This is a genomic window from Gibbsiella quercinecans (genome assembly GCF_002291425.1).
In the GTDB taxonomy this organism is placed as follows: Bacteria; Pseudomonadota; Gammaproteobacteria; order Enterobacterales; family Enterobacteriaceae; genus Gibbsiella; species Gibbsiella quercinecans.
The window spans coordinates 1,365,944-1,380,354 of the sequence record NZ_CP014136.1 but is presented as its reverse complement, the minus strand read 5'-3'; the positions used below and the strand labels follow the sequence as shown (position 1 = coordinate 1,380,354).

The following is a 14,411-nucleotide window of genomic DNA, read 5'->3' as shown; positions in this document are numbered from 1 at the left end:
TAGTTTGCATAGATTTGTGCGTTTTCGTGCGTGGGGTACTCCGCCATTCTCAACCGCAGGGCAACATGCTGCGGTGGCCGGGCGGCCTGCGTTCCAGTTTCAAGCAGTTTTATCAGGCAATAATTATGACCGCTACTGCGCAGCAGCTTCAGTTTATTAAAGACAGTATCAAAACCATTCCGGATTACCCTAAGCCGGGCATACTGTTCCGTGACGTAACCAGCCTGTTGGAAAACCCACTGGCTTATGCCGCCAGCATTGAATTGCTGGTTGAGCGTTACCGCGACGCAGGTTTCACCAAAGTGGTTGGTACCGAAGCGCGTGGTTTTCTGTTCGGCGCCCCGGTAGCGCTGGCGCTGGGGGTGGGTTTCGTACCCGTGCGCAAGCCAGGTAAGTTGCCGCGTGAGACCCTAAGCGAAAGCTATGAGCTGGAATACGGCACGGATACGCTGGAAATCCACAGCGACGCGATTGTGCCGGGTGATAAAGTGCTGGTGGTGGACGATCTGCTCGCCACCGGCGGCACCATTGAAGCCACCGTCAAACTGATTCGCCGCCTGAAAGGGGAAGTCAACGACGCCGCTTTCATCATTAATCTGCCGGATCTTGGCGGTGAAACACGCCTGAAAAATCTCGGCGTCACCAGCTACTGCCTGGTGGACTTTGCCGGCCATTAATCCACATGGCGACAACGGCCTCGCGGTTTGCCGCGGGGCTGTGTTAGCATGACCCTCCAGATTACTCGACATCTCCGGTATTAATGAGCTATCAGGTTCTTGCCCGTAAGTGGCGCCCTCAAACGTTTGCAGATGTTGTCGGACAGGAACACGTCCTGACAGCGTTGGCTAATGGCCTAAAACTTGGGCGGATTCATCACGCCTATCTGTTTTCGGGCACCCGTGGGGTGGGGAAAACCACCATTGCACGCCTGTTGGCGAAAGGCCTGAATTGCGAAACCGGCATTACCGCCACCCCGTGCGGGCAATGCGATAATTGCCGCGAGATCGAACAGGGGCGCTTTGTTGATCTGATCGAGATCGATGCGGCGTCGCGTACTAAGGTAGAAGATACCCGCGAACTGCTTGATAACGTGCAGTATGCGCCGGCGCGCGGCCGCTTCAAGGTCTATTTGATCGATGAAGTGCACATGCTTTCGCGCCATAGCTTCAACGCGCTGTTGAAAACGCTGGAAGAACCCCCCGCGCACGTTAAATTCTTGCTGGCAACCACCGATCCGCAAAAGCTGCCGGTCACCATTCTGTCGCGTTGCCTGCAGTTCCACCTAAAAGCGCTGGATGTAGATCAGATCCGCAACCAGTTGGAAACGGTGTTGCAGGCCGAGCACATCACCAGCGATGCCCGGGCGCTGCAACTGCTGGCGCGGGCCGCCGACGGTAGCATGCGCGATGCGCTTAGCCTGGCCGATCAGGCCATCGCGATGGGGCAGGGCCAGGTCACGACCGCCACCGTCAGCCAAATGCTCGGCACGCTGGATGATGAACAACCGCTGGCGATCCTGGAAGCGCTGGTCAGCGCGGACGGCGAGAAAATGATGGCCCAGGTTGCGCAGGCCGCATCGCGCGGCGTTGATTGGGAAAACCTGCTGGTCGATACGCTGGCGTTATTGCACCGCATCGCCATGGTGCAACTGCTGCCATCGACGCTGGATAACCACTATGCGGCGATCGAGCAGCGGCTGCGGGAGCTGGCGCGCACGCTGCCGCCGGCCGATGTACAACTGTATTATCAAACGCTGCTGGTGGGGCGCAAAGAGCTGGCGTTCGCGCCGGATCGCCGCATGGGCGTTGAGATGACGCTGCTGCGCGCGTTGGCGTTTCATCCCAAGGCCGTGATCCCGGAGTCGGTCGCGCCGGTGCAAAGCCCGCCGCCGATGGCGCAGCCACAAGGGCAGTCGTTGCAGCAGCCCGCGCCGCCAACGCAGCACAATGCGCCGGCCGGGCCCGCTGATGCGCCCGCGGCAAGTTTACCGGATGCCACCGCGCAGTTGCTGAAAGCGCGCACCCAGTTGCTGCGGCAACAGGGGGCATCCCCGCCAAAAAAGGCTGAACCGGCGGCGCCATCAAGCGCGCGGCCGGCGAATTCTGCGTTGGAACGGCTTGCTTCTGTCACTGAACGCAGCCAACAGCGCCAGGCCGAGCGGATCGTCAAGGAAAAACCGGCCAAGCCGGAAGCCTACCGCTGGCGTGCCCAGAATAAAGCGCCGGAAGCCGAGCCTGAACCGCTGGCAACGCCAAAGGCCTTGCGTACGGCGCTGGAGCATGAAAAAACGCCGGAGCTTGCGGCGAAGCTGGTGGTTGAATCGCTTGAACGCGATCCCTGGGCTGCGGAAATCGATAAGCTGAAAATCCCAAAACTGGTCCAGCAGTTGGCGTTGAACGCCTTTAAAGAACAGTTGGAACCCGGCAAAATTTGTCTCCACCTGCGGCCGTCGCAGCGCCATCTGAATTCGCCTTCGGCGCAGAAAACGTTGGCGGAGGCGCTCAGCGAGCTGCACGGCAGCCCGGTTGAGCTCAACGTAGTGGAAGATGATAATCTGGCGCAGCGCACTCCGCTGGAGTGGCGGCAAGCCATTTATGAAGAAAAGCTGGCGCAGGCGCGCCAGGCGATCATTGCGGATACCAACGTGCAGACGCTGCGCCGGTTTTTCGACGCGGATCTGGACGAAGAGAGTATTCGCCCCATTTAACCGCTGTGCACAATGCGCGGCCCATGCGATGAGAGATGACTATGTTTGGTAAAGGCGGTCTGGGCAATCTGATGAAGCAAGCCCAGCAAATGCAGGAAAAAATGCAGCAGATGCAGGAAGAAATCGCCAAGTTGGAAGTAACTGGCGAATCTGGCGCTGGCTTGGTGAAAGTAACCATCAACGGCGCGCACAACTGCCGCCGCGTGGAAATCGATCCCAGCCTGCTGGAAGACGACAAAGACATGCTGGAAGATCTGATCGCCGCTGCGTTTAACGATGCCGCGCGCCGTATTGAAGAAACCCAGAAAGAAAAAATGGCGTCGGTTTCCAACGGTATGCAATTGCCGCCTGGCTTTAAGATGCCATTCTGATGCAAACCAGCCCGCTCCTTGAATCATTAATGGAGGCGTTGCGCTGCCTGCCGGGCGTTGGCCCGAAATCGGCGCAGCGTATGGCTTTCCACCTGCTGCAGCGCGATCGCAGCGGGGGGATGCGCCTGGCGCAGGCGCTGACGCGCGCCATGTCGGAGATCGGCCACTGCGCCGATTGCCGCACCTTCACCGAGCAGGATGTGTGTACTATCTGTACCAATCCGCGCCGCCAGCAAAACGGCCAGATTTGCGTTGTGGAAAGCCCAGCGGATATCCACGCCATTGAGCAGACCGGGCAATTTGCCGGGCGCTACTTCGTGCTGATGGGGCATCTGTCGCCGCTGGACGGCATCGGGCCGGGGGATATTGGCCTGGACCGCCTGGAACAGCGCCTGGAGCAGGAAACTATCACCGAGGTGATACTGGCCACCAACCCAACGGTAGAGGGCGAGGCCACCGCCAACTACATTGCCGAAATGTGCGGCCAGTACGGTGTGATGGCTAGCCGAATCGCCCATGGCGTACCGGTGGGCGGTGAGCTGGAGATGGTTGACGGCACCACGCTGTCGCATTCATTGGCGGGCCGCCACGCCATTAAGTTCTGATTCCCCCTCGGCGGGCGTGTGGTGGGGCTGCCTGCGGTTGCGCCCACCCATGTTTTCACCGCCCGAGTTTGCCGCCGTAGTCCTTCATTCTCTGCAAAAATTTCCCGCCAGCCGCTTGAAAAACCACGCCCCTATCCCCACCTAATGTGCATTGTTTGGTTTTGGTTGCAATTGTCTTTGAGGTAATCAATGAGTATGAAAGGTCAAGAAACACGCGGGTTCCAGTCTGAAGTTAAACAGCTGCTTCATTTAATGATCCATTCGCTGTACTCCAACAAAGAAATTTTTCTGCGCGAGCTGATCTCCAACGCATCCGACGCCGCCGATAAGCTGCGTTTCCGCGCGCTTTCCGTGCCGGAGCTGTATGAAGGTGATGGCGATCTGCGTGTCCGTCTGTCCGTTGATAAAGACAAAAGCACACTGACCATTTCCGATAACGGCATCGGGATGAGCCGCGACGAAGTGATCGAAAACCTTGGCACCATCGCCAAATCAGGCACTAAAGCTTTCCTGGAGTCCATCGGTTCCGATCAGGCTAAAGACAGCCAGTTGATTGGCCAGTTCGGCGTGGGCTTCTACTCGGCGTTCATCGTTGCGGATAAAGTTACCGTGCGCACCCGTGCGGCAGGCGCGGCGGCGGATGAGGGCGTATTCTGGGAATCCGCCGGTGAAGGCGACTACACCATCGCCGACATTACCAAAGAAGATCGCGGCACCGAAATTACCCTGCACCTGCGCGCTGACGAAAGCGAGTTCCTGGATGCCTGGCGCTTGCGTTCGGTGATCGGCAAATACTCCGATCACATCGCGCTGCCGGTTGAGATCGAAACCAAGGGCGAAGAAGAAGACAGCGCCACCACCTGGGAAAAAATCAACAAGGCCCAGGCGCTGTGGACCCGCAATAAAGCCGATATCACCGATGACGAATACAAAGAGTTCTACAAGCATATCTCCCATGACTTCACCGATCCGCTAAGCTGGAGCCACAACCGGGTGGAAGGCAAGCAGGAATACACCAGCCTGCTGTATATCCCGGCGCAGGCGCCGTGGGACATGTGGAACCGCGACAGCAAGCACGGTCTGAAGCTGTATGTCCAGCGCGTGTTCATCATGGACGATGCGGAACAGTTCATGCCGAACTACCTGCGTTTTGTGCGCGGCCTGATAGACTCCAACGATCTGCCGCTGAACGTCTCGCGTGAAATTCTGCAAGACAGCCGTGTGACCCAGAGCCTGCGCAGTGCGCTGACCAAACGCGTTCTGCAAATGCTGGAAAAACTGGCGAAAGACGATGCCGAAGCCTATCAGAAATTCTGGCAGCAGTTTGGCCAGGTGCTGAAAGAAGGGCCGGCGGAAGATACGACGAATAAGGAAACCATCGCCAAGCTGCTGCGCTTTGCTTCCACCCAAAACGATAGCTCCGCGCAGACGGTATCGCTAGAAGAATACGTTAGCCGCATGGCCGAAGGGCAGGAAAAAATCTATTACATCACCGCCGACAGCTATGCCGCCGCGAAAAGCAGCCCGCACCTGGAGCTGCTGCGTAAGAAGGGCATCGAAGTGCTGCTGCTCTCCGATCGTATCGATGAGTGGATGATGAGCTACCTGACCGAGTTTGACGGCAAGCCGTTCCAGTCCATCAGCAAGGCGGATGAGTCGCTGGAAAAACTGGCGGACGAAACCGAAGAGCAGAAAGAGGCTGAAAAACAGCTGGAGCCGTTTATCGAACGCGTGAAAACCCTGCTGGGCGACCGTGTGAAAGACGTGCGCCTGACCCACCGCCTGACCGATACGCCGGCTATCGTCACTACCGATGCGGACGAAATGAGCACCCAAATGGCGAAGCTGTTTGCCGCCGCTGGCCAGCAGGCGCCGGAAGTGAAGTATATTTTTGAGCTGAACCCGGATCACGCATTGGTTAAACGCGCTGCTGACGTCGGCGATAACGACCAGTTCGCTGAATGGATCGATCTGCTGCTGGATCAGGCGCTGCTGGCTGAACGCGGCACGCTGGAAGATCCTAACCAGTTTATCCGCCGGATGAATAAACTGCTGTCTGCCTGATAGCAAGCCAGGCGCCCTTAACCGCCGGTTAAGGGCGCTTTTCCCACCTGCCAGCCGCGCCTTTTATTCCCTGCCTGTGATTTATCCCATGCGCCTTGAGCCGCCCCCCCGGTAAATGGTATGGTTTAGCGTTTTCTCAATTTTATAAAAAACTACAAGCAAGGGGATTTACGCAATGCGTATCATTCTGCTGGGCGCTCCGGGCGCTGGTAAAGGTACTCAGGCTCAATTCATCATGGAGAAATACAGCATTCCGCAAATCTCCACTGGTGATATGTTGCGCGCAGCCGTAAAGGCCGGCACCGAACTGGGCAAACAGGCGAAAGAGATCATGGACGCCGGCAAGCTGGTGACCGATGAGCTGGTGATCGCGCTGGTTAAAGAGCGTATTGCACAGCCTGACTGCCGCAACGGTTTCCTGTTGGACGGTTTCCCACGCACCATTCCGCAGGCCGATGCCATGAAAGACGCCGGCATTGCGGTGGATTATGTGCTGGAGTTCGACGTGCCGGATGAGCTGATTGTCGATCGCATCGTTGGCCGTCGCGTGCATGCCCCTTCCGGCCGCGTGTACCACGTTAAGTTCAATCCGCCGAAGGTGGAAGGCAAAGACGACGTTACCGGCGAAGAACTGACGACCCGTAAAGACGATCAGGAAGAAACCGTGCGTAAGCGCCTGGTTGAATATCATCAGATGACCGCGCCGCTGGTGTCTTACTATCGTAAAGAAGCCGATGCCGGCAACACCGAATACCATAAAATCGACGGCACGCGCAAAGTGGCTGAAATTAGCGCCGAACTGGCGAAAATCCTCGGCTAATTGTCGGTTTTACGTGACTACGCTGGGCAACTGCCCGGCGTTTTTTGTCTATGGAAAACCCCCAGCTAGGCTGGGGGTTCCGGAAAGCTTTCAGCTTTAAGCCAGTTATTAAAACCCCTTTTGATTTGTTAAAACATCTTGCGGTCTGGCAACTGCAAAAGTTCAACAAGAAATCAAAAGGGGGTCCCAATGGGGGACGAAAAGAGCTTAGCGCACACCCGATGGAACTGTAAATATCACATAGTTTTTGCGCCAAAATACCGAAGACAAGCGTTCTACGGAGAGAAACGTCTGGCGATAGGCAGTATCTTAAGAAAGCTGTGTGAGTGGAAAAATGTACGTATCCTGGAAGCTGAATGCTGCGCAGATCATATCCATATGCTTGTGGAAATCCCGCCCAAAATGAGCGTATCTGGCTTTATGGGATATCTGAAAGGGAAAAGCAGTCTGATGCTTTATGAGCAGTTTGGAGATCTGAAATTCAAATACAGAAACAGGGAGTTCTGGTGCCGGGGGTACTACGTAGACACGGTGGGGAAGAACACCGCGAAGATACAGGAATACATAAAGCACCAACTTGAAGAGGATAAAATGGGCGAGCAGTTATCGCTCCCTTACCCGGGCAGCCCGTTTACGGGCCGTAAGTAACGGAGTCTGATGCAAATGTCAGATCGTATGCGCCTGTTAGGGCGCGGCTGGTAACAGAGCCTTATAGGCGCATCAGAAAAACCTCCGGCTATGCCGGAGGATATTTATTTTTTTACCTGTTGGCCGCCGGCCGCGCGTTATGCAGCCATCCAGCGGCTGGAACTGCTACCCTTTAGGCATTGGTGATGCTCGGCATCTTTGGCATCAATCATCGCGAAGATAAGGAATGTGGATGAGAACGCTGAAAAAAGTGGTCATTGCTCCGGATTCATTCAAAGAGAGCCTGAGCGCGCTGGAAGTGGCGCAGGCGATTGAGCGTGGTTTCAGGGAGATATTCCCTGACGTGCAGTATGTCGCGCTGCCAATGGCGGACGGCGGCGAGGGCACCGTGGATGCGATGGTGGCCGCCACCGGCGGCGAGAAAATAAATGTCACCGTGACCGGCCCGTTGGGCAAACCCGTTGAGGCTTTTTACGGCCTGCTGGGCGATGGCAATACGGCGGTGATAGAAATGGCGGCGGCTTCCGGCCTGCATTTAGCCACCGGCAGCCAGCGCGATCCGCGGGCTACCACCAGCTATGGCACCGGTGAACTGATTCGCGCCGCACTGGAGCGCGGCGTGCAGGCGATCATTCTGGGCATTGGCGGCAGCGCCACCAATGACGGCGGCGTTGGTATGATGCAGGCCCTGGGGGCGAAGTTCCTGGATGCACAAGGCCAGCCCCTGGCGCCGGGCGGCGCGGCGCTGGCGCAACTGGCGGATATCGATCTGGCTGCGCTGGACAGCCGCCTGAAACAGATCGCCTTTACCGTTGCCTGCGATGTTGATAATCCGCTGTGTGGTGAAAAAGGCGCCTCTGCGGTATTCGGCCCGCAAAAAGGGGCGACGCCGGAGATGGTGCGGCAGTTGGATGCGGCGCTGCGCCACTACGGCGAATTGCTGGAGCGAACCACCGGCCGGGCGGTGATGGATACGCCGGGGGCCGGAGCGGCCGGCGGCATGGGGGCCGCGCTGCTGGGGATGTTGCAGGCGCAACTGCGGCCGGGAATTGAGATTGTCATTGAGACGCTGCGGTTGGAAGACGCCGTGCGCGATGCAGATCTGGTGATCACCGGGGAAGGGCGGCTGGACAGCCAGTCGATCCACGGCAAAACGCCGATCGGTGTGGCGCGCGTCGCCAAACGCTATGGCCTGCCGGTGATCGGCATCGCCGGGAGCCTGGCCCAGGACCACCAGGTCGTGCACCAGCACGGCATCGACGCGGCGTTTTCCGTGATTGACCGCATCGTGACGCTGGAACAGGCGCTGGCCGACGCAGCGCACAATCTGCAGGTGACGGCACGCAACGTGGCGGCCGTATGGCGCTTGGCGCAAGCCTAATGGCGTGAGCACTGCATGGTTAATGGGCCATGCCTGTTGCTGATATCGGTTCCGATTAACCGCTTTTCCGTTACAATGGCAGCCAATCACGGTTGCTAACACCCTGATTCAGAAAGGGGGTAAGCTGAAACGGTATGAAGGAAACTGAGATGAAGCAAGAAAAGTACGGGGTTTTGCTGGTCAACCTGGGCACGCCAGATGCGCCAACCCCGCAGGCGGTAAAGCGCTATTTGAAGCAATTCCTCAGTGATAACCGCGTGGTTGATACCTCTCCCTGGCTGTGGTGGCCGATCCTCAATGGCATCATTCTGCCCACCCGTTCGCCACGGGTGGCGAAGCTGTATCAGTCGGTGTGGATGGAAGAAGGCTCACCATTGCTGGTTTACAGCCGCCGGCAGCAGCAGGCTTTGGCCGAGCGTATGCCGAATACGCCGGTTGCGCTGGGCATGAGCTATGGCTCGCCCAGCCTGCAAAAGGCCATCGATTCGCTGCTGTCGCAGGGCGTGACCCATATGGTGGTGCTGCCGCTTTATCCGCAATATTCCTGCTCCACGACCGCGGCCGTGTGGGATGGGGTGGCCAACATCCTTAGAGGTTACCGCCGCCTGCCTGCCGTGAGCTTTATCCGCGATTATGCGGAACACCCGGCCTACATCGCCGCGCTGCAGCACAGCATTGAACGCGCGTTTGCCGAGCATGGGCAACCGGATCGCCTGGTGCTGTCGTTCCACGGCATCCCAAAACGCTATGCGCACCAGGGGGATGATTACCCGCTGCGCTGTGAAGCAACGCGGCGCGCTCTGTTAGATAACGTATCGCTGCCAGCAGATCGAATAATGATGACCTTCCAGTCACGTTTTGGCCGTGAGCCCTGGCTCACCCCCTATACGGACGAAACGCTCAAAGCACTGCCGGCACAGGGCGTGAAGCATATTCAATTGATCTGCCCCGGCTTTGCCGCCGACTGCCTGGAAACGCTGGAAGAGATCAAAGAACAGAACCGTGAGATCTTCCTGTCGGCCGGCGGGGAGAAATTTGAATATATTTCGGCGCTTAATGACGATCCTGAACATATCGATATGCTACAGCAACTGGTGGCCCAGCGTTTCTGACGCGCTGGATTCATTAATCGGGCTGGAATGTGCTACCATTCGCAGCCCGATAATTGCTACTACCGCCCATTAAATGAAATTTCCTGGTAAACGTAAATCCAAACACTATTTTCCGGTCAGCGCCCGCGATCCGTTGCTGCAGCAGGCCCAGCCGGAAAATGAAATCAGCACTTCCTATATCGTCGGTATCGATCAGATTGTGGTGGATATCGAAGCAAAGGTAGATGATGCGTTTATCCAGCGCTACGGCCTAAGCCTGGGCCATTCTCTGGTGATTGACGATGATGTTGCTGAAACGCTGTATCAGGAGTTGATCGACAACAATCTGATCACCCACCAGTTTGCCGGCGGCACTATCGGCAATACGCTGCATAACTATTCCGTATTGGCTGACGATCGTTCGATCCTGCTTGGCGTGATGTGCAGCAACGTGAAAATCGGCAGCTATGCCTACCGCTACCTGTGCAATACCTCCAGCCGCACCGATCTTAACTACCTGCAGGGCGTGGATGGTGCGATCGGCCGCTGCTTTACGCTGATCAGCGAAAGCGGCGAACGTTCCTTTGCCATCAGCCCGGGGATGATGAACCAACTGCGGCCGGAAAGCATTCCGGAAGACGTGATCGCCGGCGCGTCTGCGCTGGTACTGACCGCCTATCTGATGCGTTGTAAACCCGGCGAGCCGATGCATGCCGCCACCCAGCAGGCAGTGGCATATGCCAAAAAATATGACGTGCCGGTGGTGCTGACCCTGGGCACCAAATATGTGATTGCCGATAACCCGCAGTGGTGGCGCGATTTCCTGCGTGAGAACGTGTCTATTCTGGCGATGAACGAGGAAGAAGCGCTGGCGTTGACCGGCCAGAGCGATCCGCTCAGCGCGGCGGATATGGCGCTGGAGTGGGTGGATTTGGTGCTATGCACCGCCGGGCCGAACGGCCTGTATATGGCAGGCTATACCGAAGAGGCCAACAAACGGCAAACGCAGCACCCGCTGCTGCCGGGCAAGATTGCCGAGTTCAACCGCTACGAATTTAGCCGTGCGATGCGTCGTGAACGGTGTGAAAATCCGTTGCGTGTTTATTCGCACATTGCGCCGTACATGGGCGGGCCGGAGAAGATCATGAACACCAACGGCGCCGGTGACGGGGCGCTTTCCGCGTTGTTGCATGATATTGCCGCCAATGGCTATCACCGCAGCAATGTGCCGAACTCTAGCAAGCATGCACGCAGTTACCTGACGTATTCCTCGCTGGCGCAGGTGTGCAAGTATGCCAACCGTGTGAGCTATCAGGTGTTGAATCAGCATTCGCCGCGCCTGACGCGCGGCCTGCCGGAGCGCGAAGACAGCCTGGAAGAGGCTTACTGGGAACGTTAAGTCCCGCGTTAACCCCTCTTTTTCCCTCACCCCAACCCTCTCCCATAGGGAGAGGGAGCTATGAGAACGTGCCCGAGATGCGGCTTGTTTTCGTTATTATAACCGGCTGGTTCGCTCCCTCTCCCTGTGGGAGAGGGCCGGGGTGAGGGCCAAGACTTAAATCGGGCAGCCGGCGGTGCGTTCTTCCGTGCTCAGGCTATCCAGGCTCAGGATATTCAACATACTGTTGGCAATTTCGCGTTCGCCCATCACCACTTGGTTGGCGCCCCGCTCGGCGATGTAAGACACCTCATCGTCATAGTGCGCGCGGGCGATAATCTCGATATTTTGCCGTTTGCTGCGGGCGGACGCGACAATCTCGCCGGCTTCATAGCCGTTGGGGATAGTCAGCAGCAGCCAACGCGCGCAGTCCAGCCGTGCCAAATCCATCACCTCGGGATTGGCCGCATTGCCCAGCACCGTCTTGATCCCTTGCTCACGCAGCGCTTCCACGCGTGGGCGCGAGTTCTCAATCACCACCAGCGGAATACCGGCTTCCGCCAGTTTGGCGCCAAGCAGGCTGCCCACGCGGCCATAGCCGACGATTAGCGCGTGGTTGCACATATCGACCGGGATCTGTTTCTCTTCTTCCACCGCTTCTTCCATACTCTGTTCGTCGATGGTTTCGTTCTTCGCCAGATAGCGCTCCAACAAGGTAAACAGCAGCGGGTTCAGCATGATAGAAAGAATCGCGCCGGCCAGCACCAGGTTGCGGCCGTGCTCTGACATCATCCCCAGCGCAATCCCCAGCCCGGCCAGGATAAAGGCGAATTCACCGATCTGCGCCAGGCTGGCGGAAATGGTCAGCGCAGTGCGCTTGGAGTGGCCGAACAGTTTCACCAGCAAGAATGCGGCGGCAGACTTACCGAACACGATAATCGCTAACGTTGCCAGCACGGCCAGCGGTTCACGGATCAGAATCAGCGGATCGAACAGCATGCCGACAGAAACAAAAAACAGTACCGCGAAGGCATCGCGCAGCGGCAGCGTATCGTGTGCGGCACGGTGGCTAAGCTCGGACTCATTGAGCACCATGCCGGCGAAGAACGCCCCGAGTGCGAAGGAAACGTCAAACAGGCCAACGGCGCCATAGGCAATCCCCAGCGCCAATGCCAGCACCGCCAGCGTAAACAGCTCGCGTGAGCCGGTGCTGGCGGTTTTTGACAGGATCCAGGGTACCAGGCGGCGGCCGACCACGATCATCAGCGCGATGAAGGCGATCACTTTCCCGATGGTCACCGCCAGCTCGGTCAGCAGCTGGCCGGTGCTGGCATTGCCGCTGCCCATCAGGTTGCCGACGGCCGGCAGCAGCACCAGCGTCAGCACCATGGCCAAATCTTCAACAATCAGCCAGCCAATGGCGATTTGCCCACGCTGGCTGTCGATCAGTTGCCGCTCTTCCAGGGCGCGCAGCAGCACCACGGTACTGGCCGTGGACAAGCACAGCCCGAACACCAGGCCGGAAATCAAATCCCAGTCGAGCAGTTTCGCCAGGCCCATCCCCAGCAGGGTGGCGACGGCAATCTGCGCAACGGCGCCGGGAATGGCAATGGATTTTACGGCTAGCAAGTCTTTGAGCGAGAAGTGCAGGCCAACACCAAACATCAGCAGGATCACACCGATTTCCGCCAGTTCGGGCGCTAATGAGGTATCCGCCACGAAACCCGGAGTGAACGGGCCGGCCAGCACGCCGGCGGCCAGGTAGCCCACCAGCGGTGAGATCCGCAGGCGGTTTGCCAGCATACCAAGCAGGAAGGCCAGAACCAGCCCCCCGACAATGGTTGTGATCAGCGGTGTAGAATGGTGCATCCAGACTCCTTCTCGTTATAAATCACAGGGGGGCTTGCGGCGTGTAATCGAGATTACAGAAAGATACATTTAGTTTATTGCATTTATACGCGCTTTGCTTAGCTAAATGCGTAGCTTTTGTAAAAAAGCAGAGGATTCTGCCTGCGGATCGATGAAGAGAGGATTTGTGAGCAGATAAGTAAAATTGCTTTGATTTATCGGGGGGATTACCCGGCCTGCTTATGCGTTTCAGCCGGGAATATCGCCGGGGCTACTGTGCGTTGTGTTCAATATTCGGCAGTAAAACGGTGATAATGCCGATCAGTGGCAGGAAAGCACAAATTTGGTAGACCAGATCAATGCCGGCCAAATCAGCAATATAGCCCAGCACTGCCGCGCCCAACCCACCCATGCCGAAGGCAAAACCGAAGAATAAGCCGGAAACCATGCCCACTTGGCCCGGAATCAGCTCCTGAGCATAGACCAGGATGGCAGAAAAGGCCGATGCAAGGATTAATCCAATAATCACGGTTAAAACGCCGGTCATTTCCAATGATGCATAGGGTAAAACAAGGGTAAACGGTGCTGAACCAAGTATCGAGCCCCAAATAACATACTTGCGGCCAAAGCGATCCCCTAATGGCCCGCCAATAATGGTGCCGGCGGCAACGGCGAACAGAAAAGCAAACAAATGTATCTGGGCATTCTGCACGGAAACGCCAAACTTATGTATCAGATAAAAGGTGTAATAGCTGCTGATGCTGGCCAAGTAGAAGTATTTTGAAAAAATCAGCAACAGCAGAATAGCGAGAGAAAAAATCACCGTGCGTTTCGGCCGCGTTTGCAGCACCCGGGCGCTCATGGTTTTTTTCTGAAAGCCCTGTTGCTGTAGTTGGTACCATTTGCTGACCTGCAGCAGCACGACGATCGCCAGCAGTGCCGCCAGTGAGAACCAGGCCACGTTGCCTTTGCCATAGGGGGCGATAATCAAGGCGGCCAGCAGCGGGCCGAGCGAGCTGCCAAAGTTGCCCCCCACCTGGAATAACGACTGTGCAAGCCCATGCCGGCCACCGGAAGCCATTCGCGCCACGCGCGAGGATTCAGGGTGGAACACGGAAGAGCCGGTGCCCACCAGCGCGGCGGCGAGCAGTACCAGCGGGAAGGTCTGGGCAAAGGCCATCAGCAGCAGGCCGGTGAGCGTGAAGCCCATGCCGATGGGCAGTGAATAAGGCTGCGGGTGTTTATCGGTGTAATAACCGATGAGCGGCTGCAGCAGCGATGCGGTTAACTGATAGGTCAGGGTGATCATACCGATCTGGACAAAGCTTAGGCTGAATTCCGATTGCAGCATCGGGTAAATGGCCAGGATCAGCGATTGGATCATGTCGTTGAGCAGGTGTGAAACGCTGATGGCGCCGAGGATGGAATAGGCAGTGCCTTTTAGCGCACTGCGTTGGGCGAGCGGCCCGCTGCTTTCACTACGATCGGTCATTAATAG

Annotated in this window: 12 protein-coding genes and 1 other annotated feature; of the genes, 10 read left to right on the top strand and 2 right to left on the bottom strand. The window is 57.3% G+C overall.

Features of this window, described 5'->3' with window-relative positions:
* Positions 1–125: 125 nt before the first annotated feature.
* The 10 genes from apt (at position 126) to ACN28Q_RS06330 (ending at position 11,086) form a co-directional block, all read left to right on the top strand.
* On the top strand, positions 126–677 hold the full coding sequence (gene apt / locus ACN28Q_RS06375; protein ID WP_095848940.1) for an adenine phosphoribosyltransferase: 552 nt from the start codon (positions 126–128) through the stop codon (positions 675–677).
* 83 nt (positions 678–760) lie between these two features.
* Positions 761–2,707: a DNA polymerase III subunit gamma/tau gene (gene dnaX / locus ACN28Q_RS06370; protein ID WP_095845571.1), complete on the top strand. Its 1,947-nt coding sequence runs from the start codon at positions 761–763 to the stop codon at positions 2,705–2,707.
* Positions 2,037–2,101 (top strand) — a sequence feature (DnaX frameshifting element). (Overlaps the previous gene by 65 nt.)
* Positions 2,708–2,748: 41 nt before the next feature.
* On the top strand, positions 2,749–3,078 hold the full coding sequence (locus ACN28Q_RS06365) for a YbaB/EbfC family nucleoid-associated protein (protein WP_095845570.1): 330 nt from the start codon (positions 2,749–2,751) through the stop codon (positions 3,076–3,078).
* On the top strand, positions 3,078–3,683 hold the full coding sequence (gene recR, locus ACN28Q_RS06360; protein WP_095845569.1) for a recombination mediator RecR: 606 nt from the start codon (positions 3,078–3,080) through the stop codon (positions 3,681–3,683). Before ACN28Q_RS06365 ends, recR begins: the two co-directional genes overlap by 1 nt.
* A gap of 195 nt (positions 3,684–3,878) precedes the next feature.
* The gene (htpG, locus tag ACN28Q_RS06355) at positions 3,879–5,747 is read left to right on the top strand and encodes a molecular chaperone HtpG (protein WP_165907137.1); all 1,869 of its coding nucleotides are present in this window, start codon (positions 3,879–3,881) and stop codon (positions 5,745–5,747) included.
* 175 nt (positions 5,748–5,922) lie between these two features.
* Entirely contained in the window at positions 5,923–6,567 is a 645-nt protein-coding gene (adk, locus tag ACN28Q_RS06350) for an adenylate kinase (RefSeq protein ID WP_095845567.1), read from the top strand.
* 189 nt (positions 6,568–6,756) lie between these two features.
* Complete coding sequence (gene tnpA, locus ACN28Q_RS06345) at positions 6,757–7,215, top strand: IS200/IS605 family transposase (RefSeq protein WP_121572405.1); 459 nt, start codon at positions 6,757–6,759, stop codon at positions 7,213–7,215.
* A gap of 232 nt (positions 7,216–7,447) precedes the next feature.
* Positions 7,448–8,596, top strand: a complete 1,149-nt coding sequence (locus ACN28Q_RS06340) for a glycerate kinase (protein WP_095845565.1) — start codon at positions 7,448–7,450, stop codon at positions 8,594–8,596.
* A 149-nt stretch (positions 8,597–8,745) separates the two neighbouring features.
* Positions 8,746–9,708 (top strand): ferrochelatase, encoded by a 963-nt coding sequence (gene hemH, locus ACN28Q_RS06335; protein ID WP_095845564.1) that lies wholly within the window; start codon positions 8,746–8,748, stop codon positions 9,706–9,708.
* A gap of 73 nt (positions 9,709–9,781) precedes the next feature.
* Positions 9,782–11,086, top strand: coding sequence for an inosine/guanosine kinase (locus ACN28Q_RS06330; RefSeq protein WP_095845563.1), 1,305 nt, complete (start codon positions 9,782–9,784; stop codon positions 11,084–11,086).
* A gap of 156 nt (positions 11,087–11,242) precedes the next feature.
* On the opposite strand, the gene ybaL is transcribed toward ACN28Q_RS06330, so the two are convergent.
* Positions 11,243–12,934, bottom strand: a complete 1,692-nt coding sequence (ybaL, locus tag ACN28Q_RS06325; protein ID WP_095845562.1) for a YbaL family putative K(+) efflux transporter — start codon at positions 12,932–12,934, stop codon at positions 11,243–11,245.
* 250 nt (positions 12,935–13,184) lie between these two features.
* Entirely contained in the window at positions 13,185–14,405 is a 1,221-nt protein-coding gene (locus ACN28Q_RS06320; RefSeq protein WP_095845561.1) for an MFS transporter, read from the bottom strand.
* Between the last annotated feature and the right edge of the window lie 6 nt (positions 14,406–14,411).

What these genes read in the sequence shown, in the direction of transcription:
- apt (WP_095848940.1), top strand. Translation starts at nt 126, where the DNA reads ATGACCGCTACTGCGCAGCAGCTTCAGTTTATTAAAGACAGTATCAAA.
- dnaX (WP_095845571.1), top strand. Translation starts at nt 761, where the DNA reads ATGAGCTATCAGGTTCTTGCCCGTAAGTGGCGCCCTCAAACGTTTGCA.
- ACN28Q_RS06365 (WP_095845570.1), top strand. Translation starts at nt 2,749, where the DNA reads ATGTTTGGTAAAGGCGGTCTGGGCAATCTGATGAAGCAAGCCCAGCAA.
- recR (WP_095845569.1), top strand. Translation starts at nt 3,078, where the DNA reads ATGCAAACCAGCCCGCTCCTTGAATCATTAATGGAGGCGTTGCGCTGC.
- htpG (WP_165907137.1), top strand. Translation starts at nt 3,879, where the DNA reads ATGAAAGGTCAAGAAACACGCGGGTTCCAGTCTGAAGTTAAACAGCTG.
- adk (WP_095845567.1), top strand. Translation starts at nt 5,923, where the DNA reads ATGCGTATCATTCTGCTGGGCGCTCCGGGCGCTGGTAAAGGTACTCAG.
- tnpA (WP_121572405.1), top strand. Translation starts at nt 6,757, where the DNA reads ATGGGGGACGAAAAGAGCTTAGCGCACACCCGATGGAACTGTAAATAT.
- ACN28Q_RS06340 (WP_095845565.1), top strand. Translation starts at nt 7,448, where the DNA reads ATGAGAACGCTGAAAAAAGTGGTCATTGCTCCGGATTCATTCAAAGAG.
- hemH (WP_095845564.1), top strand. Translation starts at nt 8,746, where the DNA reads ATGAAGCAAGAAAAGTACGGGGTTTTGCTGGTCAACCTGGGCACGCCA.
- ACN28Q_RS06330 (WP_095845563.1), top strand. Translation starts at nt 9,782, where the DNA reads ATGAAATTTCCTGGTAAACGTAAATCCAAACACTATTTTCCGGTCAGC.
- ybaL (WP_095845562.1), bottom strand. Translation starts at nt 12,934, where the DNA reads ATGCACCATTCTACACCGCTGATCACAACCATTGTCGGGGGGCTGGTT.
- ACN28Q_RS06320 (WP_095845561.1), bottom strand. Translation starts at nt 14,405, where the DNA reads ATGACCGATCGTAGTGAAAGCAGCGGGCCGCTCGCCCAACGCAGTGCG.